The sequence below is a fragment of the Vibrio sp. 99-8-1 genome (genome assembly GCF_013114595.1).
GTDB lineage: Bacteria > Pseudomonadota > Gammaproteobacteria > Enterobacterales > Vibrionaceae > Vibrio.
Map to the genome: position 1 here is coordinate 99621 of NZ_VTXE01000004.1, position 22526 is coordinate 122146.

A 22526-nucleotide genomic window follows, 5' to 3' on the forward strand; every position below is an offset into this window, starting at 1 on the left:
TGGAATGACAATGGATAAGATTCAATGCCTGACTGTTTTTACTCGTGTTGCTCTTCATGGAACTTTTACTGCTGCTGCGAATGAACTAAATATCACTCAAAGTGCTGTTAGCAAGAAAATAGCCTGGTTAGAAAAAGATATTGGCATCACTTTGTTTCACCGTCATGCGCGTGCAATTAGCCTGACAAATGGTGGTAAACAATATTTGAAGTTAGCCATAAAGTTGACTGAAGAATTGAGTACATTTGAGTCTCAGATAAGGCAGGAGCAAACTATTGTATCGGGGACATTAAAGCTTTCAGTGCCTAGTGCATTTAGCGTGCGATTGTTTTCTTCACCACTCAATGATTTTATGAACTTGAATCCGAACTTAACTGTTGATGTGTCGGTATCAGACAAGTTTATTAATTTAATTGAGGATGATATCGATATTGCAATTCGAGCAACTTACCTCAAAGATTCAGGATTAAGAGCCAAATGGTTGATGGATAATCAACTTGTCTATTTTGCGTCAGCTAATTATTTAGCCGATCACCCATCAATTGTTCACGCACGTGATTTAGAGCAGCATAAGTGCCTTACCTATGCTCTATCGAATCCATCAAATCTTTGGCGATTCAATGATGGAAAAGAAGAGTTAAAAATAAAAGTTAATGAGTGTTTCAGGAGTGATAATCCTGAAATGCTAGTGAAGATGGCAAAACTTGGTCAGGGTGTGGCGGCAATGCCTAGGTGGATGATAGAAGAAGAACTGACTTCAAAGGCGTTAACACTAGTATTAGAGCAGTATCAACCCACTAAATTACCTATGTATATAATCTATAAAGATGTTGATCACCAGCCACAAAGAATTCGTTCATTTATAGACTTTTTATCCGATTACTTCATTAAAAACGGAAAAATTAGATGACTATTGAATAAACAAAGTACAGAACCTTAAAAAAAGCCCTGCCAATTTCGATGGCAGGGCTTTATTTTTCAACTAACTGTTGAAAGCTAAGTGAGTTAGGTTATTTGCGGCGACGCCACATACCTAGACCAAATAGCGACAATAGAGCGCCAAGGCCAAGAGAACCACCGTAAATGTTCAGTTCTAGAACTGCTGGATCATGGTCCGATGCACGGAAGTGATCTTGGTACGAAGGTAGGTCACCTTTGTACTTAGTGGTGTAGTCAAACAGTGTTGATTCGCCACCATTGATATGCCAATCCGTTGCATCAACAACTTTGTCTTTTAGGCTATCACTGATCAGTAGGTGATCCAGTGCGCCAACTTCGTCGTTGTATGAGTAACTCCAGCTATCTGGGTGAATCATGGCAACTGCATTGATGTAACCATAGTTTTGAGTGATTACGGCACCTTCGTCACCAAACTGAGGAACACCTGCGATAGATGTGTTACGCGCTGCTTTGATCTCTTTGCCATATTTCTCTTGGCTGTAGTCCGTCAATATCAGCATTGGGTCTTCCATGCCGTATGAGTTCATATCACCTAAGATAACTTTATGACCTTTGATTTTATTTAGAGCATCACCAAGGGCAACAGCGGCAGCTACACGGAAGTTCTCACAAGAACCTTGCTTATCTGCGTCTTTGCCACCTTGACCACCTTGGTCGATTGGTGCTGCATCTTCCCAACATTTAGAGCCTTTTGACTTAAAGTGGTTAATCGCAACAGTAATTTTCTCTTTGCCGCCTTTCACTTTAAAGGTAGGTGCTAACGTGTCACGCTGGTAGTTTTTACCGTCTTCGATGACTTTGCCATCGGCATCCAATACTTCAGGCGCTTGTTGGCTTGGCATTGGGATTACGCGGCTCTGCTTCAGCTTAACTACTTTCTTACGGTAAATAACACCCGTTGTGATTGAGTCTGTGCCTACTGAGTCAAGTTGGTCTTTTTTACCATCATTGTTTGAGTCGATAGCAACAAATGTATATTGCTTCTTCTTATCAGCGATGTTGGCGTTGATGTGATCAACCAATTGACGAATCGCGGCACCGTCACCAAAACCGTTGTTTTCAATTTCCATCAAGCCGATGATATCAGCGTCTAAACGGATAATGGCATTAACAATTTTCGCTTGCTGAATTTCGAACTCTGCTGCCGACTTAGCACCACGGTTGCTACCAAATTGGTTGCTGTCGCCGCCGTATGGAGAGTTGAAGTAGTTAAGTACGTTAAACGTTGCAATACGTAGGTCACCTTCATCGAGATCTGGTGCGCTAGTACGGTCATCATTGTGTACAAAATTGTATGCATCAAGCTGATTGGTGGCGATAATGCGGTAATCACCATAGCTGTAGCTAATTACACCTTCTAGACCAACCACGGTGTCATCAATACGGATGTAGTCTTCTGTCGAACCATCTTGGTCAATATCAGTGCGACCAAACTCAGGGTAGTAAGGTATCTCACCGTTGCCTGCTTTTTGATCCGATTCAACAATCAATCGACGTTGAGCGTTTTCTTCTGTTTGAGCTTTCGCTTCTTCAGAGCCAGCAACAAACTGCTGGTTTGGTTGCATACTGATGCGGCCTTGAGCAAGAACCATGTTGTTTCTGCGTGAGCCGTAGTCGTAACCGAATGTACGAGTCACACGCATATCCAACGCTTCAGTCGTTGACACTAACATGCCTTCGTAACGCTCTAAGGTTTCATCAAAGTTGCTATCAGAAGGTAGGATTTCAATGTCGGTAGCGATTGGTGCTGCTTGCTCACCCTGTTTTACCCATTGGTTTGCTTCTGTTTTAAGTTGAGTATGGTTGTAAAATTCTTGAACTTTACCTTTAACACAAACCACATCACCAGGCTTGAACTCAGAGCTAGATAGGTTGGTATGAACAAACAAACCTTCAGAAGTGTTTGGATCATAGTCATTTTCTAGTGCTTGTAGGTAGAACCCTTTGGTTAAACCTGTTGTTACTGCACTAACAACCCCTTTCACGAAGTAGTCTTCAGTCGTAACGAAAGGATAGCCGTTGATAAATGGTGAAGATGAACCGGAACCTTGGATCTCTTGGATAGAGGTGAAAGTCGGTGTTGCACCATCTTGGGTACAGGCAAATGGTTCAGGTAGTTCACCCGCTTCTAGTGATCCTAAGCCAGAGAAATCGTTGATAGGTTTCACTGTCCATTGTGATTCGACATAGCTGCTTGATGGTGTCATTGCGTCTTGGTTACGGACAAGGGTTTTATCCTTACCAAAATCAACATCACCCATTACACCGATAATATCGTGAACAGTGCCATCGGCGTTTAATAAGGCGATTGGGTCATCACCGTTAAAGTTTACAACACCGCCATTGGTTTCATCTGCTTTGGCTTTTAGTTCTGCAGAGGCACGGCTGTCGGAAGTCACAATTACCAATACATCATTTGCCGCAATAGATTTGCCAGCAAGTGACAGTGTTTGTCCCCATGTACCGCCACCATTACTTGATTTGGCTAAAGTGTATGCGTCAAGAGATTGTGCCGTATCACCGGTATTTGCGATTTCAATGGCTTTATTGTAACCACTACCTTCTACGTATTCGGAGATGATAATGTCAGCCATTGCTGGAGCAGTTAGAGTGGCACCTATCGCTAAAGATAGTGCGCTGAGAGTCATTCGGGTATCCATCTTTTACCTCGTATTCCTTTCGCCATGTATCAGTACATATTGAAAGGTGATTTTTATCACATTAAAAATAACTACATTAGAAATAACCTGCATAGTGTTGGGTATTTCTCTGTTAATTCGAAACAGTTGCGTCATTAATTGGGAGCAACAACGCATTCATATAGTTAATATTTCGTACGAAAACGTATTATCAACAGTAAAGGTTATAAATCAGTTGCATTGTTGTGACATGACAATGAATCCGCAAAGAGTAAATGAGACTACTTAATGTGATTTCTTGATGATGATCAGATGAATAGCGGTGATAAACAACAAAGTTACGGTGGAGAATATGCAAAAGATGTGATATTTATCGTAAAACTAACTAGTTAACATTTATGTAACACGAGCAGGGTGTTGGAGAGGACGAAGGGTTATGGGGAAAAAGAAGGTCGCCATCTTATTGTGTGATGATCATTATCCAGAAGCGATTGAGCAGTTTGGTGACTATAGTCAAACATTAGCAAAGCTATTTGATGATGGGTTTGAACTGTATGGAAGTTGGAACTGTTATCTTGATGAGTTTCCAACTGCCAATCAGCAGTTAGAGGCCGATATCTGGCTGGTGAGTGGAAGTAAATACAGCGTTAACGATGATGATAGTTGGGTTGCTCAGCTAGAGCAATTAGTCAAACAGTTGGACGAGAAACAGAAGCGACTATTTGGTATCTGCTTCGGCCATCAAATGATCCATAAAGCTTTGGGGGGCAAAGTAGAACAACGGAAAGAGGGGTTTGCCGTGGGGCTGAAACCCGTCTACATTGATGATTTCTCATCACTGCCATTGAGTGGTGAATCACTTCTGTTTATGCATCAAGAAGAGGTCACATCGCTAGGGAAAGGCTTTCGACGAATTGGTTATAGTGAACACTGCGAAAATGCAGTGACCATCGACCAAAAAGGCAACTTAACCGTGCAGTATCACCCTGAGTTTGTCATCGATTTCTTTGCATTATTGTGTCAACGGGTTGAGTTTGATAATAAACAGGCTATTGTGGAAGCTTGTTATCAAGGAAAAGAGCGTTATCACCGTCAAAGCTCCAATTTTATCAAGGCATTAAATCACTATTTATTGTCTGTTTAGGCGAGTAATTTTGGCCAGTAATAACGCCTAGAGAAAATGTAATGAAAAAATGTTGTGGGAATTGCCGACAGTTTATTCGTTCTTCAGGAAAGCCTGTTGACGTATGTGGTGCGTGGGGAAACCCAACCACAGCAAACCGTGTGGCTTGTGATTTTTGGATGGGAATAAAAACGAAAAAGTCAGCCACAACGATTGGCAATGACGTAACGGGCAGTAAAGGGACAGCAGTATGATGCAACATCAATACCCGATAGGCGAACAAGGCACACCATGGGGTGAGGAAGAAATAGCCGCTTGGTTTAAGCAAAATTCGATACACCGCAGTTATCATCAACACGTCGTCAGTGAAATAGAGGCGCTAGCGCAGCAATTTGATGTGCAGCAATACGGCGCGTTAAGCTACCACGAGTCGCGCTATCCGTTGTTTGCTATTCGAAATAAGCAGTGGAACAAAGATAAGCCCGTTGTATTGATAACAGGGGGTGTGCATGGTTATGAAACCAGTGGCGTTCATGGTGCGTTACTGTTTTTGCAGTCTGTTGCAAACCAGTACACAGAGGTATTTAACTTTCTAGTGGTACCTTGTGTTAGCCCTTGGGGTTACGAAACCATTAACCGTTGGAACCCGAATGCGGTTGATCCTAATCGTTCATTTTACTCTAACAGTCCGGCAGAAGAGTCGGCGAATTTGATGAACCTTGTTGGTGGCATCGATGAAGAGATACTGATTCATATTGACCTGCATGAAACAACGGATACGGATGAGAGTGAGTTTAGGCCGGCATTAGCAGCAAGAGATGGCGTTGACTATGTAGCGGGTGAAATACCGGATGGTTTTTATACTGTCGGTGATAGTTTAAAACCTCAAGCTGACTTTCAAAAAGCGGTGATAGAGTCGGTATCGAAGGTGACACACATTGCAGAAGCCGATGCGCAAGGGGAGCTTATTGGCTCGCCTATTGCTCAGTTTGGTGTGATTTACTATCCAATGGAGAGTCTTGGTTTGTGTGGTGGAATGACCGATGCTAAGTACCATACCACGACAGAAGTGTACCCGGACAGCGCTCAGGTAACCGATGATGAATGTAATCAGGCTCAGGTCGCCGCTATTACTGGTGCTCTGGATTACGTTTTAGCTCAATAGGTACTGCCAAGCTAAAGGCCAAACGCTAAGGTTTGGCTTTTAGTAATTCTTGCAAGCCGCCACCGTTAAATACACGAGTGTAGCCAACTTGTTTTAAGTAGCGTAGTGCTTGGCCTGAACGGTTGCCACTTCGGCAATACACTACGATCAATCGGTTTTTATCGACATTATTAAATGCAGTGGTTACCGTATTCAATGGGTAATTTATAGCATTATCTAAGTGACCATCGGCAAACTCTTGTGGAGTGCGAACATCCACTAATAAAGCACCTTGATCGATCAGTTGCCATGCTTGTTCGGCACGTTCCGATGCTTGGGCAAAGAATGCACATAGTGATAATACAATGACGGTCAGTTTTTTAAACATCACTCAAATGACTCCGATACTGGTGAAATAAGCGGCAGATTATATAGAAGTATTTACTATAGAATCGCGTGATAGGTCAAAATTTGAATGAATTAACACCATATTTAGATAAAAATTCAGCAGTGAACGCTGTAACTGTTTATTTATCAATTGGTTATATGGTGTCTTTTTGCGCGATAATCTGCTGGCAATGATAATCTGCTGTAAACGATAACCTGCTATTGGCCTATAAAAGCGATCACGACTTTATCGTCATTCAGTATGCGAGAAAATACGTATGCGTTTTCTTGTTCAATGTCACTATGCCTACCGGCTCCAACCGCAGGGTGAGTTTGTCTAAATTGCCCCAGTTTCTGCCAATGTTGAAGCAGTTTCTCCCTCTCTTTATCCAGCTCCCACAGCATGTCTGACCGCGTACCTTGGTGAAAGTCATCAGCGTAAGGGCCAATATTTCGTGCCACTTCGTCACCATAATATACTTGCACGGCGCCGGGAGTGAGCAGCAGTGCATTTGCGGCGTTTCGTTGCATTTGTAGTGAATTAAAACGACTGAAAAACAGCTCTGTATCGTGGGAAGAGATATAGCTAACCGGAGTAAAATCTTTTTCTTCTGCGATGGTATTCGCGTAGCTCAGGTAAGTGTCCGCCATTTGGCTAAAACATGCAGCACCTTTGTCCATTTTCTTTTGCAGATCAAAGTTTATTAATGCATCAAAGCCATCGTCAAAATAGGGGCTGCGATAAGCACTGTGACCCCAAACTTCTCCTATCATCCAAAAGTCATCCCCCCTTTTGTTGTTCTGCTGTTGCCACTGTTTAAGTTTCGATGAAGCCTGCTGTTTTAGTCGCTGCCACACTTCTCCTTCCACATGTTTGACGGTATCAACGCGAAAACCGTCAATACCAAAGCGCTTAACCCAATCTGACTGCCACTCAATAAGGTAGTCAGACACGCGGTAATTTTCTCTTGCGACTACGCGTGTTCCCGGGTTGTTTAGCAACCAATTTGGTGGTGTGACTTTTTTGTTTGATTCCGTAATAAAGTCAGGCAGACCGGCCAACGACATAGTAATGTCGCCCGTGCCTGGTTGTTGATAGTTTGGCAGGCCAGTTCTAACCCAATCTTTTCCCCACCAGTTGGCCCAGTTGAGGCTGTTGTAATCGATATTGCTATGGTAGCTATGCCAGTTTTGTCCTGCTTTTGGTGACCAGTCTCGCCATTTTTCAGGTAGCTCTGCCGAGGAAGAGAGAACATCAACCCCATCAAATTGCAGATCGGCAAGAGTCGAGTATCCAGAATGATTGACTACCGCATCGAGTAACACCTTAATGCCTCGCTTGTGCGCCTCTTCGACTAATTTTGCTAAATCTTCATCGCGACCAAAGTTTTGGTCAATTTTAGTGAAGTCTCGGGTCCAGTATCCATGATAGGCGTAAAACGGGAAGGAGCCATTAGAGCCGCCACCAACAAAGCCATGCACCTGTTCAACAATAGGGGATAACCAGATCGCGTCAGTCCCCAAGCTTTTAATGTAGTCTAACTTAGCGGTGACCCCTTTTAAGTCTCCGCCGTGAAAGGTGCCCACTTCATCTTTTCCATCACTGCGGCGACCATAGGCGTGGTCGTTAGTGGTATCGCCATTTTTAAACCTATCCACCATGACAAAATAGATGTTGGCGTTGTTCCAGTTCAGTGGCTGTTTATCTGCTTGCGGTGTTACAAGCTCCAACAGTACTAAACCACCGCTGTCTGGAGAGGGGAGAATAGAAACGTGACCATTAATCACCTCGGCGGTTTGTTGGCTATAGGCATCTCTAACAAGATCGCCATTAACAAAGGTGTTGGTAACACGGATGGACACTTCGCCACCGGCGTATTGCTGGCACTGAACCTTAGGTATAGGGCGGTTAAACGTTGTTTTACTGCTCTTTTTTGTTTGGCGCTTAATCAATAAAGTGTTGTCTTTGTCGCTGAAATAAAAGGCGTAGTCGCCTTTAAATCTAATATTGAGCTCCAGCTCTGTTGTTGTATTGCAAGCAAGTGAGATCGGCTTATTGAACTTTACTTTTTGTTTTTCGTTAGCAGAGCACTCTCCCTCTACATCCGTCACTGATAACGTATATCGTTGTTTATTTAAGCTAGCTACAACGGCATTTTCTTCAGAAAGCGGGTAACTACGGCTATTGGTTGTTGTTGATATAGCCAGAGTCGCAGCAAACAGTTGATGTGATGATAAAAGCAGTGCAATGACGATAAAGTAGAGTTTCATATTAGTGCCAACGTTCCTATTGATTAGCTGATTACCGATTAACTGAATATTGATAGTATGCTGAGTTGCCAAGCTGAACATCCTTCTCTCTTCTACGCCCCTAAACTGTTAGCTAGCTCATTGTTAAGGCGTAGGAAAGTGAGAATAAAACCGAGTACACTGCCGAAAGCGGTTATTGTTTACTGAGAGAGTGTAATGAAGAGAATTGCCTGTTTACTGCTGTTGTTTGTCGTGACCCCTTTGTATGCCAACGCTTTTACTTCCGGATGGCTTGCCACGGTCATTAGCGAACCAACGGACAAGTTATCTTTGCAGCAGTTACAGCAATCTGCCGATTTATATGATTGTGGTTTAGAAGAAGAGAACCAATCATTTTGCTCCGATACCATTCGTTACTACAGTACGGCTGTTGTTGCTCGCTTTGATGTTGAGCAGGGTTGGGTTGATAAAATTGAACTGAGTTGCCCCTTCTCTAATCAAGCCTATACACAACTTCAGCTCAATTTACGTAAAGATGGTTACGTACTGGTGAAAGTGTCGGTAGAAGATAAAGAGTACGACGTTATTGAGCAACTGAAGCATAAAACGATGAATCAGGTTAATCGTGACGTTGTTATGTTTATCAACGCCAGCGCATTAGTGAGTCATAAAGTGATGCACTGGCAAAAGAAAGTTGAAGATAAGCAACAAGAGACTCTACAAGTGGCGGTATTTGAAAGTCATTCTGAGGGCATAGCAATAACGATTAAGTAATAACAATTAAGTAATAACGATTAAGTAAAATACGCAAGTAGCTTCAAGCTGCCTGTTTCTGTGATTATCTTTCTTGAACTGAACCTGTTGATACAACGCTCATTTCTGCATCTGAGGTCGCTTGGGTACAGAGTACTGGTTATAGAATACTGGGTATATAAGATGACACAGTATACAATGCCCCTCCAAAAATCGTTACCGAGGAATAGCAATGCTAGAAGAACAACAAAATAACCCACTTCATGGTCTCAAACTTGAGGAGATGCTGGTGGAGTTAGTGGATCACTACGGTTGGGATATTCTAGACACAGCGATGCGATTTAACTGTTTTCATATGAACCCATCTATTGCTAGCAGCGTGAAATACCTACGTAAAACTGAGTGGGCAAGAGAGCGATTGGAAGCTTTCTATTTGTCTCGCTTTAAACGCATGCCAAAACCAACGGCAGAAGAGCGCGAAATTCCGCCAAGAATGCGTACTTTCCCCGTAGATATTAAGCCTCGTGAACCTATGGTACTAACGGTAGAATCGATATTAGACTCGCAAGCTAAAGCGGCTTCAAGTTATAAAGCGAGAACGGCTCGCGGTAAGAACAGAAATAGATAATCGGCATGAATAGACCAGAGCTACTGTTTGCTAGTGGTGTTCTCTTGTAGCAGTTGCTCGGTTTGTTCCCTGTCCATGGGTTTGGCAAATAGATACCCTTGAGCGTAGTGACATCCGAGTTGCTGCAATAGTTTGCTCTGCTCTTCTTCTTCAACTCCTTCAGCAAGTATCTGCACATTCAATACCTTACTGAGCTCGATGATTTGTCGTGTTAACTCTCGATCGATGGTTGTGTTACAAATATTCTCTATCAGTGAGCGATCAACTTTCAGTTTATCCAACGACTGATGGAACTCTTTAATTAAGCTTAATGATGAGTAACCACAACCAAAGTCATCAACCGCAATACTTATTCCCAATTTTTTAACGGCAATAATGTTGTCATTTAGCGCTTTAAGGTTTTTAACGGAAGCTGTTTCGGTGATCTCTAGCTCTATGAGAGAAGTGGGGCATCCTACCTGAGTAATGATGTTTGCCAACCTATCGACAAAAGTACTCATTTCCAGCGTTTTATAAGATAGGTTTATGGCAATTTTAGGCAGGTCAAACTGGGCTGTTTGCCAAGTGACAATTTGACGGCATACATGGGTAATTACCCAGAGATCGAACTCAAAATGCATTCCAATATCTTCTGCAATGCCAACAAAAATATCAGGAGCAACATTGCCTAAACTTGGGTGATTCCATCGTGATAGAGCTTCAAAACCGATAAGTGAACCATCATTGAGATTATATTGTGGCTGATAAAAAACATGAAATAGGCTCTGTTCTATCGCAGTTGGAAACTCATCTATAATCAGTTTGCGAGACAGTATATCTCCGGGGGTTTTAACCGTAGAGAAGCAGTATTTTGAAACACTGTGAGTACTTGATTGAAGCATTGCCGTTTCTGCTGCGATCTCCATGGCATGATAACTTTCATAGAGTGTATTGCGTTCGCTGACACCGATACTAAAAGATTTGCTGATCTGTATGTTGTCTGAAACAGCTAGCGGTGTATCCGCAATGGCACAGAGGTTTTGGCAAATATGCTCAATATAAGATTGAAAGGAGTTAACCGGTAAGTTGTCTTGGTTTTTTACCAAAATACCGAATTTGGCATTATTAAAACGAACCACAAGGCCATATATACCAATGGTCTGTTTGAGTTTTTGGCCGAGTGCTATTAAATAGTCATCACCAATATCAAAGCCATAGCGAAAGTTTATGGTGGAGAAGTTGTCTACGTTAAAAAAAACGATAACAAAGTTGTTTATCGGCGAAGAAGGTAGGTCCATCAAGTAATCCGCTTGAGAGCGAATTGCCCAACCATTAGGTAAATTTGTTATTGGATCGATGGATCTGTTTTCGGTGATCTTAAAACACAGTTGGTAATGAATACCACTTTCGTCAAGGGAACGAAGGTGAACTTTTACCGGCATGGGATAGTGGTATTGATTGCTAAAAGTAGCATGAAATATAAGACTGCTTTTCTCTTGGCTTGCCTGACTTAGTAACTGAACTAACGATGATTGCTCGCGTGGGATAGAAAGCCTATCTTCGATAGGGCAGCCAACCACTTGCAACGGTTTTAGACCAAACTCTTCCGCAAAACTATTGTTGCAGGCCGTCACTAATCCGTTAGATATGACTAAGATAGGTAATAATGTCTCTTCTATCTCATTTAACGTTGAAGCTAGAGCATTTGTCTTTTTCAAAGTCGTTTGGTTTTTTGTCACAGCTAACGCCAGCCCCTTGAGTTTACTTGAGTATGGTATGAAGAGCTTAACACTCGTTCCTATTTAAATTTAGTCAATATTGAGAATTCTTCAATAGCTAATCATCTGTAGAACCTAGAGATTTTTCACTCATTTATCTTAATCGATGAAAAAACTTTATCTTTTGACCAAACACGTTAAACAGGGCTCCCAACACAATCAAACTGCCTCCTAAGTAAGTCCAACCGGATGGGACTTCGCCAAAAAAGATAACCCCCAGAATGATAGAAAAGACAATTTGCACGTACGAGTATGCTGATGCCTTGCCAGCCGCTTGGGTTTGCATGGCTTTGGTTAGCCCAATTTGACCAACTTGTGTGAATATACCAATCAACACCAGAATCAAAGTAATGGACAGGCTAGGCCAAATGAAATTGTCACCGATTAACAGCAGTGAAACCGGTAATGCCACCATTGGGAAATAGAAAATGATGACTGATGGGTCTTCAGTTGTACTCAGTTTTCGGACAATGACATACGCTACCGCACTCAAAAATGCGCCGCAAATGGCTATGATGACGCTCATCATTGGAAGAGCAGAGGCGGAGCTTACTGATAATGTGGGTTTTACCATAGTAAACACCCCTAGCAGACATAATACGATGCAAACTAAGGTGGAGAACTGAACGCGTTCTTTTAAGAATAGTACGGCCAAAAGTGCAGTAAATACTGGATGAATATATTGAAGTATTGTCGCTTCTGCTAACGGTAACGTGGTTACCGCGTAGTAGACGCAAATAAGCGCGATGGTTCCAACCACCCCTCTCAACAATAACAAAGGTCGATTGTTTCCCCAGACAGAGATTCTTTTTCTTTTTACATCAATGTAGCTGATGATGAGTGAAACTAACGCTCTAGCGGCAACAATTTCAAATACTGGGATTCCATACTGGCCGACGTATTTTACACAAGCTGACATCAAGGCAAAGCCGAGAGCGGAAAGGATCATAAAGCGAACCCCAGCGGGGAAGGCACTGTATAATTGGTTAAGCATACTGTTTTCTATAAGGTGGTATCGGGCAGACTTTACCACAGTTGGTTACATTAGCGAGATTCTTTTGGCCTTTTATCCATGTTTTTCATTGCTTAGCGAAGCCCTTAGCTGAAGTCACGTTTGCCGCGGTAGTTAACGGTCTTTTTGCGTCCACTTTTATGTTAGTCATGTCATTGCAGTTTTTTTTGCCTCAACTCGTTATAAACAACGTTAATTGCTATATACTTCGATTACTTTTGTGGTTCAGCCCACATTTACTTCATTTATTACCGAGTACCTCGAATGCCTCAACAGAACATCACCTTTATTGCCGCAGATATGGACGGCACATTACTGGATGAGTTTGGTCAGCTTGACCCGAATTTTTTTAATATGTATCAAAAGCTTGAAGACAATGGAATCATATTTGCAGCTGCATCTGGACGTCAGTATTACAGCCTAATGCAGACATTCTCTTCTATACAAGAGCGTATGATGTTTATTGCTGAAAATGGCACCCTGGTGATGCACAAAGGTAAAGAGCTGTATAGCTGTACGATAACCAAAGAGTCGGTTAAAGCGATTGTTGCGGAATCTCGCTTGATAGAGGGGGCATACATTGTATTGTGCGGCAAGAAATCGGCTTACATTGAAACGCAACAACCTGAAGCCCTTAAAGAGATTCAGAAGTACTATCATCGCTGTGAGTATGTTGATGACCTGCTATCGGTTGATGATGAGTTTATTAAAGTCGCGATTTGTCATTTCTCAGGCTCTGAAGAGAACCTATTCCCTAGCATAAATGCGAAGTTTTCTCATGATCACCAAGTGGTTGTTAGTGCTAAGGTTTGGCTGGATGTCATGAATGCCGAAGCATCAAAAGGGGCGGCGATTCGTCATTTGCAAAGCACTTTACAGTTTACTCATCAACAGACGATGAGTTTTGGTGACTATTTTAATGACATCGAGATGCTGCAAGCCAGTTATCACTCTTATGCGATGGAAAATGCGCATTCAGAAGTAAAGAAACACGCTCGTTTTTCTGCTCCAAGTAATAAAGACTCTGGTGTGATGAAAGTCATTGAACAGTTATTGCTATCTTAATTGGCACATTTAAAAGCAGTAAACAATGGAGTTACAACATGCCAGACAGTAAAAATGATGGTCTGGCATGTTGATTAAATCCATCTCATTCGCAAGGTGGTGCTAGATGAATAAGTGCAAGCCCACCTAACGAGGTTTCACGATACTTCTTATTCATATCTTTTCCCGTTTTGAACATGGTTTCAATTACTTTATCTAACGAAATTAAACACTTGCTTGTCCTTTTAAGTGCCATTCGTGATGCATTAATTGCCTTCATTGCTCCCATGGCATTCCGCTCTATGCACGGTACCTGAACTAACCCTGCAATCGGATCACAGGTCATACCCAATGAATGTTCCATGGCAATTTCAGCGGCCATGCATACTTGTTCATTGCTGCCTCCTCGTAATGCGGTTAACCCAGCGGCGGCCATCGATGAAGAGACACCAATCTCGCCCTGACAGCCGACTTCTGCACCCGAAATAGAGGCGTTCATTTTGTAAAGCATGCCGATAGCACCAGAGACAGCAATAAAATCTTCGATCTGTTTGCTTTTAAGAGGACGAATAAATGTGTGGTAGTAGTTGAGAACAGCCGGAATAACACCTGAAGCGCCATTGGTTGGCGAGGTGATAATTTGTCCACCTGCGGCATTCTCTTCACTTACTGCAAAAGCAAATAGGTTGACCCAATCCATTATTTCCATGGGATCAACTCCGAGAGATTGGTTTGCTTCTAAATGTTTTAGCAGAGCAGGAGCTCGTCTGGTTAAGTGTAAACCACCGTCTAGAATGCCTTCTGTGGTTAAACCGCGTTCAATACAGTGAGACATGATGGTCCAAATTTTGTCGGCCTTTTTTTGGGTGTCCGCTGCGCTACGAAAGGCGAGTTCGTTTCTTAACACCAAGCTACCTATGCTCAAACCATTCTCTTGTGCTCTTAGCAATAGTTCATCTGCGCTAGTAAATGGCAGCTCAACCTCAATGGTTTGATGGTTTTCTGCGCTTTTTAACTGTTTTTCAGTGGCAATAAATCCGCCACCAATAGAGAAGTAACTCTCATTGTCGATAAGCCGACCGTCACTATCATAGGCAGATATCGTCATTGCATTCTCATGTAACGGAAGGCTTTCTTTATTGAACACCACATCATTTTCTATATCGAACTCAATCTGGTAAGTATTATTGAGAATCAGTGTTTTGCTTTTAATACATTGCTGTAATTGTTCGTTCGCCGCAGCGATATCTATCGATTCGGGTGTATTTCCTAATAGTCCTAATATAGAAGCACGATCGGTGTGGTGGCCCTTACCGGTAAGAGAAAGAGAACCATATAGATCCACTTGGATGCGTTTAATGCTTGATAATAAAGCGGCGTTTTTTTCAATAAATTGATGACCAGCAATCATAGGGCCATTGGTGTGCGAACTCGAAGGGCCGACACCAATTTTGTAAATGTCAAAAATAGATAACATGTGTTGTGCCTGTTACATAAGAACTGAACTAAGCCAGCTAGGAATGAAAAAGCAAAGGCCGATAGTAATTAAGGCAAAAACTAGCAGCATACTTTGACTGGTAGAAGGTTTAGAGAATAGTGTTTTTTGTTGTTCGATAAATTGCTGCTGTTGTGTGGTATTGCTTCCCCATAGCGCACTCGCAATGATGGCAAAGAGCAAAAACACGCCAGTACCAATAGGGGCGTACCATGGCCATGCAATGTCGAACAGCCGACAGATAGCGATAGCGATTGTACTGGTGATACTGCCCGCAATAACGCCTTTCTCATTAGCTTTAGAAAAACCTAAACCTAGAACAAATGATCCAAGACGAATACCAACAAATATAGAGGTTAAGCTTGCAATCGTTTTTAACACTGATTCATTGTTGATAGCGCCTAACGCAGGAATAATAACTAAAACAGCAGCGATTAAGCTTAGTTTTCGAGCGATTTTGTCGTAATGATCGGCCGCTTTGTGTGGATTAAAAAAGCGCTTATAGATATCAAAAGTCGCCACTGTCGCGATAGAGTTGTAGGTGGAGTCGAGAGTCGACATTGCTGCTGCCGATAATGCCGACATAATCAAACCGATTACAATTGGGTTTGTATGGTTTAAAACAAAGTCGAGAATAATATTGTTGCTGTTTGCAAACTCTTTACCATCATAAAAAATGAAAAGCAGAACCCCTAGGACGCTGAAGAATAGGTAGATAAAGAATGCACCATAACCACACAGAAGCATCGATTTTTGCGCATTAGCGACATCTTTCGTGGCTAATGTTCTCTGAATTCCATTCCTGAGGATTTGCAAATTATCGGAATGGATAACACCCCTCAAGCTGACTGGATGAGTTACCGGTTATCTTCTTTCCAGCAAGATTTTGCACGATTAGCTAAAGAAGTAGTAAAAATTGTAGTCGGGCAAATTCAAGATAGTGACAGCAGCATGGTTAAGCTTATGATACCGGCGACGCTGGTGAAGAGAGATACATTAAAATAGCTTTTATGTTTTCTAATAAGCTGCGGCTTTTTGTTTACTTGTAAAGTTGCTGAAACTTTTTAGCCCTGATGGCGGTGAATAAACGCCATCATCCCCTGCTTATCTAAATAACCATCGGCTTTTTTATGAGCCCTAAGGTATTGATATGCAGAAATAACAAGTCGGTGTTGCGACTGTTCTTGCTCAGGAATATTTCTGTTTAACACGGCTTCATGAGCCATTAAGTACGCTGGCATATCGACAACTTCCACCTGACGATATAAATAGCCGCATCCAGTAGCAAGCCACTCTAATGAACAGTTAGCTTTCATGGCAATTTGGTTGGCTTTGCTTAAGCTTGGCTCGCTTCCCTTGAGGTATTTGCGGATAAGTGCTTCGCTCATATCTACTCGTCTGGCAAAACCGCTGACACTCTCTTCTCCAATCAACTCTTTTAAACGCTGTGAAAAACTCATAATTTCGTACTCTGGTTCGAACTATCCCCTATTTTGCATTGTGCATTAGTTAAAACAAGCCTAAAGTTGAGCAAAATCGTGGTTTTACTATTAAGGAGTAAATGAATGGTTGCAAAGGTATCAATTGCGCCTCAAGGCCCAGAGTTCTCAGAAATAGTTCAGGGATACTGGAGAATGGCGGAGTGGGGAATGTCTGCTCAGCAGCGTTTGTCATTTTTAAAGCAGCATGTTGAGCTGGGAATTTCTACCGTCGATCATGCTGATATTTATGGTAACTATCAGTGTGAGCAGTTGTTTGGTGAGGCGTTGAAAATAGATCCAAGCATTCGCGAGCAGATACAGATAGTGACTAAATGTGATATTCATTTATGCGGAGATAAAACGCCAGAACGAAAAATCAATCATTACGACACTAGTAAAGCTCATATTCTTCAGTCTGTTGATAACTCTTTATCAAGATTAAATGTTGATAGTATTGATGTTTTGCTTATACATCGTCCAGATGCCCTGATGGATGCAGATGAAGTCGCAGAGGCGTTTAATCAATTAAGCCGTGCGGGAAAAGTAAATCATTTTGGTGTATCTAATCACTCTCCGAGCCAGTTTAACTTACTGCAATCTCGTTTGGATAAGCCTCTGGTGACCAATCAAGTAGAGATAAATCCCATCAATTTTGATGTTACCGAAGATGGAACACTGGATCAGTTGCAGCAGTTGAGAACAAAACCAATGGCGTGGTCTTGTTTAGCGGGTGGTCGCTTAATCTTAGGAACGTCTCAACAAGAACTTGCCATTCGAGAAGAGCTTGAGGCAATTAGAGGTGAGGTTGGAGCAAGCAGTATTGATCAAGTTATTTATGCTTGGATTCGCCGCTTGCCTTCTCACCCTCTGGTTATCCTTGGTTCTGGAAAAATCGAAAGGGTGAAAGCTGCAGTTGACGCGCTTGATATTGAGCTAACTCGAGAGCAATGGTTCCGTATCTGGGTTGCATCGAAAGGACACGGTGTGCCGTAACCTGCATTAGATTAGCGGGTTAACCTATCTTGCCCACTTAATGTGGGCATTTTTATGTCTGGTGGAAACCCCCCATTTCTATAGGCGTTATTTAAATGAGTTTAGTATTCAAGTTGCTCATTGTATGAAAAACAAGCAGGCGGTTAAGTTTTAACATAAACAGTGATTATTATTGCTAACAAACACATTAATACTTCGTTACTTATGTGTATAATCTAATAAACTAAATAACATATTAATAAAAAATCGTTTGATTTATAGATAGTTCTCTTAACGTCACTCTAGCTTTGTCTCAATTTATCCCGATGAATTTTTAAGGTAATTTATGTTAAAACTAAGCTTTAAAGGGGCTCTGCTTGCCTCAATTTCTGTTTTGGTTGCTGTATCAGTGGGAACCGCAAACTATTTGTCTTTTGTTAATGAACGCGATGTTCTTCAAGCAACTATTTATCAAAACACTCAACAAAGAGTAGAAGTAGAAGCCAAGAGAGTAGAGAACTTTATGACGTCTAAGGCGTCAGCTATCCATAATTTGGCAAATGATTATCGAAGTTATCAATACCGTGACAATCATGCAGAGCGAATGAGAGTTGCGAGCTTAGGGGCTGGCGTAAGCAATGTTATGGTTGGCATGCAAAATGGTGATGCTTATGTCTCTTCCAATTTTGATGGCTGGATTGATAACAAGAATCCCTCTTCTTATGACCCAAGAAAAAGACCTTGGTATCAGCAGGCACAAAGTACAGGCCAATTAATTTATACAGAAGCTTACAACGATGCTATGACCGGTGAGCTGATGGTTAGCATTGGCGAAACGTTTGGTTCTGGTGTTGTATTGGCGGATGTCTCTTTAGACGTGCTGAACAAAGCGGTTAAAGATATTAATTTGCCAGGTGCAATAGCAATAATCATTAGTGAGGATACCACTGCATTAGCAAGTACCTTAGATATGGTAAACAATGGTGACAAGTTAACCCAATTTTCATCGCTTAATGAAGTGGCGAATAAAGTCGTAGGCCAATCATCATCAATTGTAGAGTATCAGTTAGACGACAGTGACAAGGTTCTGTTTTCAAAGCGTATAGAGTTAGCGGATAAGAACTGGTATCTGCTTATATCGTTAGATAAGAGCGTGGTTTTTGCCTCTATTGAGGAAGCGAAACACGCGGCATTTATTTCCACTATTATTTATCTGTTTGTCAGTATTGTTTTGGCTCTGCTGATCTTAAATCGCCTCTATCGACCAATACTCGCGCTGAAAAAAACGATACAGAGTTTATCCAGTGGCGATGGTGATCTCACCCAGCGTTTGGAGGTGAACTCCGATGATGATCTAGGGCAAATCGCACAAGGTGTAAATGCGTTTATTGAAAATCTACAAAAAATGATGCTAGAGATAGAAGGTTCGACGGTCAAATTACAAAGTGATGTTGCGGCGTTAACCGCTCAAACACAGAACAATTCTGAGATACTGTCGCAACATGTCGTAGAGACAGAACAGATCGTAGCCGCGATTGAAGAGATGAACTCGACGGCTGAGTCAGTAGCACATCATGCAGCAGAAACGGCGCAATTTACTTCAGAAGCTTCAACGATGAGTGGTGAATCGTTAGAGGTGGTTAGTGGTGCGCAAGCGAAAGTCTCCTCTTTGGTTGCTGAAGTTGAAGATACCGCCAGTAGCATTAACAATATGAGTGATGAGACGAAGGGAATCAGTTCAATCTTAAGTGTGATTGGTGATATTGCGGAGCAGACGAATTTGCTAGCACTGAATGCAGCAATAGAAGCTGCAAGAGCGGGTGAACAAGGTCGAGGGTTTGCGGTAGTTGCAGACGAAGTTCGTGCTTTAGCAAGTCGTACTCAAATCAGTACCGGTGAAATTGAACAAGCGTTGGAGAGTTTGATTCAAGGTAGCCACTCTGTTTCAGAGTCAATGAATGCCACCAAAAATACCTGTAATGAAACATTTGAGAGTACCGAATTGGTAGGCCAGCGTATTAATGGTCTTACAAGTCATATCACTGAAATCCATGATCTTAGTACTCAAATTGCAACGGCGGCAGAAGAGCAGAGCAGTGTGACGCAAGAGGTGAGCCGTAACATGTCTTCAATTAACGACATGGTGAGTCAGCTCAATGCTAACGGTCAAGAAACCTCACTGCAGACAGAAAATATCGCTGTGATCAATGGGCAGATAACACAAGTGGTTGAGAAGTTTAAACTTAGATAAGAGATCGGTTTTTGAGTTATCAAGCGCCCTTTTTATGGGCGCTTGTCTATGGTTTATGCGTAGACTCGCGGCATCGGCCTAGTGACTAGCTGGTGACAATGGAAGACATTACTTTATTCAGTATTCCTACCCAGTAAGGACAAAACTGGCTGCCGCTCGCGTGAGTAATTTCTTGTAATGCGTGGACGATAGGGCGTTTGCGATGAATTTCCTGAGCACGGTCATGGGTCATCGCTTCGAATGCGTCAACGATGGCGATTATTTTGGCGCCATCAGTAATGTTCTCTTGCGTAAGTCCTTTAGGGTAGCCTTTCCCGTCGACTCTTTCATGATGCTCAAGTATAAATTGCTGTGCTTCTGACCAGTGAGGCATCTCTAACAATATATTCGCGCCTCGTTGAATGTGTGTTCGTAACCTATTTATTTCTGTTTCTGATAATTTACTAGACTGTCTTAACAGCGCAATAGGCAATAACGACATACCTACATCATGGAGGTATACCGCTGCTCGTAGCTGATTTTCGTCAATTGGTTTGCCCGCGTATTGATTTAATAATAGTGCCAACTTTAACTGACGTCCGCTGCGGCCTTGCCAGTTATCAATTCTCTGTTCAACCGGTCCCATTAAAGAGTGAAAAAACACCAAATCGGGTTCTACCTCTTGTGCCCAGTCAACTCTAAGATCATCAAATTCATGTGTCACCAGCTTGCTTTCGGTATCTTCTGCAAGGGAAGGCTCTAAGATATGTAAGGTTTGAGTTAAAAGAGCAGGGTGATCTTGGATGTTGTCAGATTTTACTTGGGAAACAACCCGTGTTGCCTGCGCATACATATCCGAGTCATATTCGGCGTATCCTATCTTACCGCAATCATCAACAAAGGCATTCACTTGTTCAAATAGGGTGAGCAATAAATCCGAGATGATACTGTTGTGCTGTATAACCCCTTCTCTCATCATGCCCAATATATCCTCAACGGCAGTGAGTAAAGGTAACAAAGGAGATATTTGAGCAAGACTAATGTCCCCTTTTATGGTGTGTATAGAGCGAAAAAGCTTATCTAACAGCTCGCGGCTGTTTGGCTCGTGCCCCAACATTATCAATGTATTAGCACTGTTTTCACAAAGAACATCAACTTCATCAACCACGTCATAAAATAAATCATCATCTAAATTTTGCGGTATGAATATATCCATTCTCAATGCTCTCTTATTGTCTCTATAGTTGGAAAACCGATCATATGAAACGAGGAAATGTAAAAATTAGTATAACGCACACTGATGTTTTTGGATGTGGCGTTACCTCTAACTATTAGCAAATAGTTGATTAGTTAATGATGAGGTACTCATGAAATGGATACATGCTCATTAATATTTTGAAACAATTACAGTGTAAGTCTTGATACAACTCGGACATTGATTAGTGAGAGATATATAAGAATCGGCCTAGAAAGTTATCCTCAATTACTTATTTAATGGTTGTTTAATGAGAAAAAAAACACTTATCGCACTAATCTCTTCAGCTATTGTGTTAACGGGTTGCGGTGAAAGCAATACCGGTAATCATCAATCTATGGCGCCAATGGTTTCTGTTCAGAATGTTGAAGTGAGCAGCTATAACCGCAACAAACAGTATGTTGGCCGAGTCAGTGCCGTTGACGATGTGACGATTACAGCGCAAGTTTCAGGCTATCTTAAATCTCGTCATTTCGTTGAAGGTGAGATGGTAGAAAAGGGCCAATTGCTGTACCAAATAGAGCCTTCGTCATTTGAAGCGCAACTTGCTAGTGCAAAAGCGTCTATAGCGCAGGCTAATGCTAACTTGAAGAAAGCCAATATGGATTTTGAGCGAGCAGAAAATCTGTTACCTAAGGGGAACATTTCCCAGTCCGAGTTTGATGCATTAACGGCGGCAAAGTTAGGCGCAGAAGCACAGGTTGAGGCCAGTGAAGCGCAAGTTAAATTAGCAGAAGTTAACCTCTCTTATACTAAAATCGTCGCGCCATTTGCAGGAAGAATTAGCGAAAGCTACGCCAGCATCGGTGATTTGATTTCACCTTCATCCGGTATCTTGACCAGCATTGTTAATTTAGACCCAATACACACCAACTTTACAATAAGTGAAAGAGAAAGGCTGATGATGGGGATCGAAAATAGCCAAGGTGATGGGTCAGGTGCCGCCGACAGTATTGATGTGGAAATCATTTTAGAAAACCAACAAAAATTGGACCAAGTAGGGCGATTGGATTTTATTGGCAACCGAATTGATTTACAAACAGGTACGCTGGCGATGCGCGCCATCGTTGAAAACCCAGATTACACCTTGCTTCCGGGGCAGCATGTGAAGATCTCTCTTGTTGAAAAAAATGAAATTGAGGTCATTGTTATTCCGAGAAGAGCAGTGCAAACGGATCTACAAGGAGATTTTGTTATGGCACTGAGAGAGGGAAATGTTGTAGAACGAGTTAATGTTTCTCTTGGTGCTCAAACAGACGCTGGCACCATTGTTCAACAAGGGTTACAGCCACAAGATGTGATTATCACTAAAGGACTTCAACGCATTAGAAACGGTATGGAAGTATCGCTAGATAAGGCCTCAATGGAATTATTGTCAAATAAAGAGGAGTCTTAA

19 protein-coding genes and 1 pseudogene are annotated in these 22526 nt (G+C 42.0%); 11 read left to right on the plus strand and 9 right to left on the minus strand.

What is annotated here, in order from left to right:
- The first annotated feature begins 10 nt into the window (after positions 1 to 10).
- The gene (locus F0227_RS03135; protein WP_171751712.1) at positions 11 to 910 is read left to right on the plus strand and encodes a LysR family transcriptional regulator; all 900 of its coding nucleotides are present in this window, start codon (positions 11 to 13) and stop codon (positions 908 to 910) included.
- Positions 911 to 1010: 100 nt separating this feature from the next.
- Here the strand turns inward: F0227_RS03135 and F0227_RS03140 are convergent, their stop codons facing one another.
- A complete protein-coding gene (locus tag F0227_RS03140; RefSeq protein ID WP_171751713.1) occupies positions 1011 to 3620 on the minus strand; it encodes an ExeM/NucH family extracellular endonuclease in 2610 nt (869 codons plus the stop codon).
- Between the two features lie 415 nt (positions 3621 to 4035).
- Here F0227_RS03140 and F0227_RS03145 point away from each other — a divergent pair, with 415 nt between their 5' ends.
- From F0227_RS03145 to F0227_RS03155, 3 genes are read left to right on the plus strand one after another with little or no spacing between them, the layout of a single operon-like run.
- Complete coding sequence (locus F0227_RS03145; protein ID WP_171751714.1) at positions 4036 to 4743, plus strand: type 1 glutamine amidotransferase; 708 nt, start codon at positions 4036 to 4038, stop codon at positions 4741 to 4743.
- 41 nt (positions 4744 to 4784) lie between these two features.
- Positions 4785 to 4976: a hypothetical protein gene (locus tag F0227_RS03150; RefSeq protein ID WP_171751715.1), complete on the plus strand. Its 192-nt coding sequence runs from the start codon at positions 4785 to 4787 to the stop codon at positions 4974 to 4976.
- Positions 4973 to 5887 (plus strand): M14 family metallocarboxypeptidase, encoded by a 915-nt coding sequence (locus F0227_RS03155; protein ID WP_171751716.1) that lies wholly within the window; start codon positions 4973 to 4975, stop codon positions 5885 to 5887. Before F0227_RS03150 ends, F0227_RS03155 begins: the two co-directional genes overlap by 4 nt.
- A gap of 25 nt (positions 5888 to 5912) precedes the next feature.
- Here F0227_RS03155 and F0227_RS03160 read toward each other — a convergent pair whose 3' ends face one another.
- Both F0227_RS03160 and F0227_RS03165 read right to left on the minus strand, forming a co-directional pair.
- Entirely contained in the window at positions 5913 to 6254 is a 342-nt protein-coding gene (locus F0227_RS03160) for a rhodanese-like domain-containing protein (RefSeq protein ID WP_171751781.1), read from the minus strand.
- A gap of 218 nt (positions 6255 to 6472) precedes the next feature.
- Positions 6473 to 8524: an alpha-amylase gene (locus F0227_RS03165; protein WP_171751782.1), complete on the minus strand. Its 2052-nt coding sequence runs from the start codon at positions 8522 to 8524 to the stop codon at positions 6473 to 6475.
- Positions 8525 to 8719: 195 nt separating this feature from the next.
- Between F0227_RS03165 and F0227_RS03170 the strand changes: the two genes are divergently transcribed.
- Together F0227_RS03170 and F0227_RS03175 are read left to right on the plus strand one after the other, a co-directional pair.
- Positions 8720 to 9277, plus strand: coding sequence for a hypothetical protein (locus F0227_RS03170; protein ID WP_171751717.1), 558 nt, complete (start codon positions 8720 to 8722; stop codon positions 9275 to 9277).
- A 211-nt stretch (positions 9278 to 9488) separates the two neighbouring features.
- On the plus strand, positions 9489 to 9884 hold the full coding sequence (locus F0227_RS03175) for a VF530 family DNA-binding protein (protein WP_171751718.1): 396 nt from the start codon (positions 9489 to 9491) through the stop codon (positions 9882 to 9884).
- Positions 9885 to 9904: 20 nt separating this feature from the next.
- Here F0227_RS03175 and F0227_RS03180 read toward each other — a convergent pair whose 3' ends face one another.
- Together F0227_RS03180 and F0227_RS03185 are read right to left on the minus strand one after the other, a co-directional pair.
- The gene (locus tag F0227_RS03180) at positions 9905 to 11602 is read right to left on the minus strand and encodes a GGDEF and EAL domain-containing protein (protein ID WP_216613310.1); all 1698 of its coding nucleotides are present in this window, start codon (positions 11600 to 11602) and stop codon (positions 9905 to 9907) included.
- A gap of 133 nt (positions 11603 to 11735) precedes the next feature.
- Positions 11736 to 12635: a DMT family transporter gene (locus F0227_RS03185; RefSeq protein ID WP_171751719.1), complete on the minus strand. Its 900-nt coding sequence runs from the start codon at positions 12633 to 12635 to the stop codon at positions 11736 to 11738.
- 282 nt (positions 12636 to 12917) lie between these two features.
- Between F0227_RS03185 and F0227_RS03190 the strand changes: the two genes are divergently transcribed.
- The gene (locus F0227_RS03190; RefSeq protein WP_171751720.1) at positions 12918 to 13718 is read left to right on the plus strand and encodes an HAD family hydrolase; all 801 of its coding nucleotides are present in this window, start codon (positions 12918 to 12920) and stop codon (positions 13716 to 13718) included.
- An 85-nt stretch (positions 13719 to 13803) separates the two neighbouring features.
- Here F0227_RS03190 and F0227_RS03195 read toward each other — a convergent pair whose 3' ends face one another.
- On the minus strand, positions 13804 to 15174 hold the full coding sequence (locus F0227_RS03195; RefSeq protein ID WP_171751721.1) for an L-serine ammonia-lyase: 1371 nt from the start codon (positions 15172 to 15174) through the stop codon (positions 13804 to 13806).
- A gap of 12 nt (positions 15175 to 15186) precedes the next feature.
- Positions 15187 to 15987, minus strand: a pseudogene (locus F0227_RS03200) (sodium:solute symporter); the annotation flags it as partial.
- A 3-nt stretch (positions 15988 to 15990) separates the two neighbouring features.
- On the opposite strand from F0227_RS03200, the gene F0227_RS03205 reads away from it, so the two are divergent.
- The gene (locus F0227_RS03205; RefSeq protein WP_345775791.1) at positions 15991 to 16197 is read left to right on the plus strand and encodes a substrate-binding domain-containing protein; all 207 of its coding nucleotides are present in this window, start codon (positions 15991 to 15993) and stop codon (positions 16195 to 16197) included.
- 59 nt (positions 16198 to 16256) lie between these two features.
- Here F0227_RS03205 and F0227_RS03210 read toward each other — a convergent pair whose 3' ends face one another.
- Complete coding sequence (locus F0227_RS03210) at positions 16257 to 16652, minus strand: helix-turn-helix transcriptional regulator (RefSeq protein WP_171751724.1); 396 nt, start codon at positions 16650 to 16652, stop codon at positions 16257 to 16259.
- A gap of 105 nt (positions 16653 to 16757) precedes the next feature.
- On the opposite strand from F0227_RS03210, the gene F0227_RS03215 reads away from it, so the two are divergent.
- Positions 16758 to 17666, plus strand: coding sequence for an aldo/keto reductase family oxidoreductase (locus tag F0227_RS03215; RefSeq protein WP_171751725.1), 909 nt, complete (start codon positions 16758 to 16760; stop codon positions 17664 to 17666).
- Positions 17667 to 17991: 325 nt separating this feature from the next.
- Positions 17992 to 19896 carry a methyl-accepting chemotaxis protein gene (locus tag F0227_RS03220; RefSeq protein ID WP_171751726.1) on the plus strand — a complete coding sequence of 635 codons (1905 nt, stop codon included), beginning with the start codon at positions 17992 to 17994 and terminating at the stop codon, positions 19894 to 19896.
- 85 nt (positions 19897 to 19981) lie between these two features.
- Here the strand turns inward: F0227_RS03220 and F0227_RS03225 are convergent, their stop codons facing one another.
- Positions 19982 to 21091, minus strand: a complete 1110-nt coding sequence (locus tag F0227_RS03225; protein WP_171751727.1) for an HD domain-containing phosphohydrolase — start codon at positions 21089 to 21091, stop codon at positions 19982 to 19984.
- Between the two features lie 289 nt (positions 21092 to 21380).
- Between F0227_RS03225 and F0227_RS03230 the strand changes: the two genes are divergently transcribed.
- On the plus strand, positions 21381 to 22526 hold the full coding sequence (locus F0227_RS03230; protein WP_171751728.1) for an efflux RND transporter periplasmic adaptor subunit: 1146 nt from the start codon (positions 21381 to 21383) through the stop codon (positions 22524 to 22526).

Coding starts and splice junctions, on each gene's coding strand:
- F0227_RS03175 (WP_171751718.1), top strand. CDS start 9,489: ATGCTAGAAGAACAACAAAATAACCCACTTCATGGTCTCAAACTTGAG.
- F0227_RS03170 (WP_171751717.1), top strand. CDS start 8,720: ATGAAGAGAATTGCCTGTTTACTGCTGTTGTTTGTCGTGACCCCTTTG.
- F0227_RS03145 (WP_171751714.1), top strand. CDS start 4,036: ATGGGGAAAAAGAAGGTCGCCATCTTATTGTGTGATGATCATTATCCA.
- F0227_RS03165 (WP_171751782.1), bottom strand. CDS start 8,524: ATGAAACTCTACTTTATCGTCATTGCACTGCTTTTATCATCACATCAA.
- F0227_RS03210 (WP_171751724.1), bottom strand. CDS start 16,652: ATGAGTTTTTCACAGCGTTTAAAAGAGTTGATTGGAGAAGAGAGTGTC.
- F0227_RS03195 (WP_171751721.1), bottom strand. CDS start 15,174: ATGTTATCTATTTTTGACATTTACAAAATTGGTGTCGGCCCTTCGAGT.
- F0227_RS03215 (WP_171751725.1), top strand. CDS start 16,758: ATGGTTGCAAAGGTATCAATTGCGCCTCAAGGCCCAGAGTTCTCAGAA.
- F0227_RS03135 (WP_171751712.1), top strand. CDS start 11: ATGGATAAGATTCAATGCCTGACTGTTTTTACTCGTGTTGCTCTTCAT.
- F0227_RS03160 (WP_171751781.1), bottom strand. CDS start 6,254: ATGTTTAAAAAACTGACCGTCATTGTATTATCACTATGTGCATTCTTT.
- F0227_RS03230 (WP_171751728.1), top strand. CDS start 21,381: ATGAGAAAAAAAACACTTATCGCACTAATCTCTTCAGCTATTGTGTTA.
- F0227_RS03140 (WP_171751713.1), bottom strand. CDS start 3,620: ATGGATACCCGAATGACTCTCAGCGCACTATCTTTAGCGATAGGTGCC.
- F0227_RS03155 (WP_171751716.1), top strand. CDS start 4,973: ATGATGCAACATCAATACCCGATAGGCGAACAAGGCACACCATGGGGT.
- F0227_RS03225 (WP_171751727.1), bottom strand. CDS start 21,091: ATGGATATATTCATACCGCAAAATTTAGATGATGATTTATTTTATGAC.
- F0227_RS03150 (WP_171751715.1), top strand. CDS start 4,785: ATGAAAAAATGTTGTGGGAATTGCCGACAGTTTATTCGTTCTTCAGGA.
- F0227_RS03185 (WP_171751719.1), bottom strand. CDS start 12,635: ATGCTTAACCAATTATACAGTGCCTTCCCCGCTGGGGTTCGCTTTATG.
- F0227_RS03220 (WP_171751726.1), top strand. CDS start 17,992: ATGTTAAAACTAAGCTTTAAAGGGGCTCTGCTTGCCTCAATTTCTGTT.
- F0227_RS03190 (WP_171751720.1), top strand. CDS start 12,918: ATGCCTCAACAGAACATCACCTTTATTGCCGCAGATATGGACGGCACA.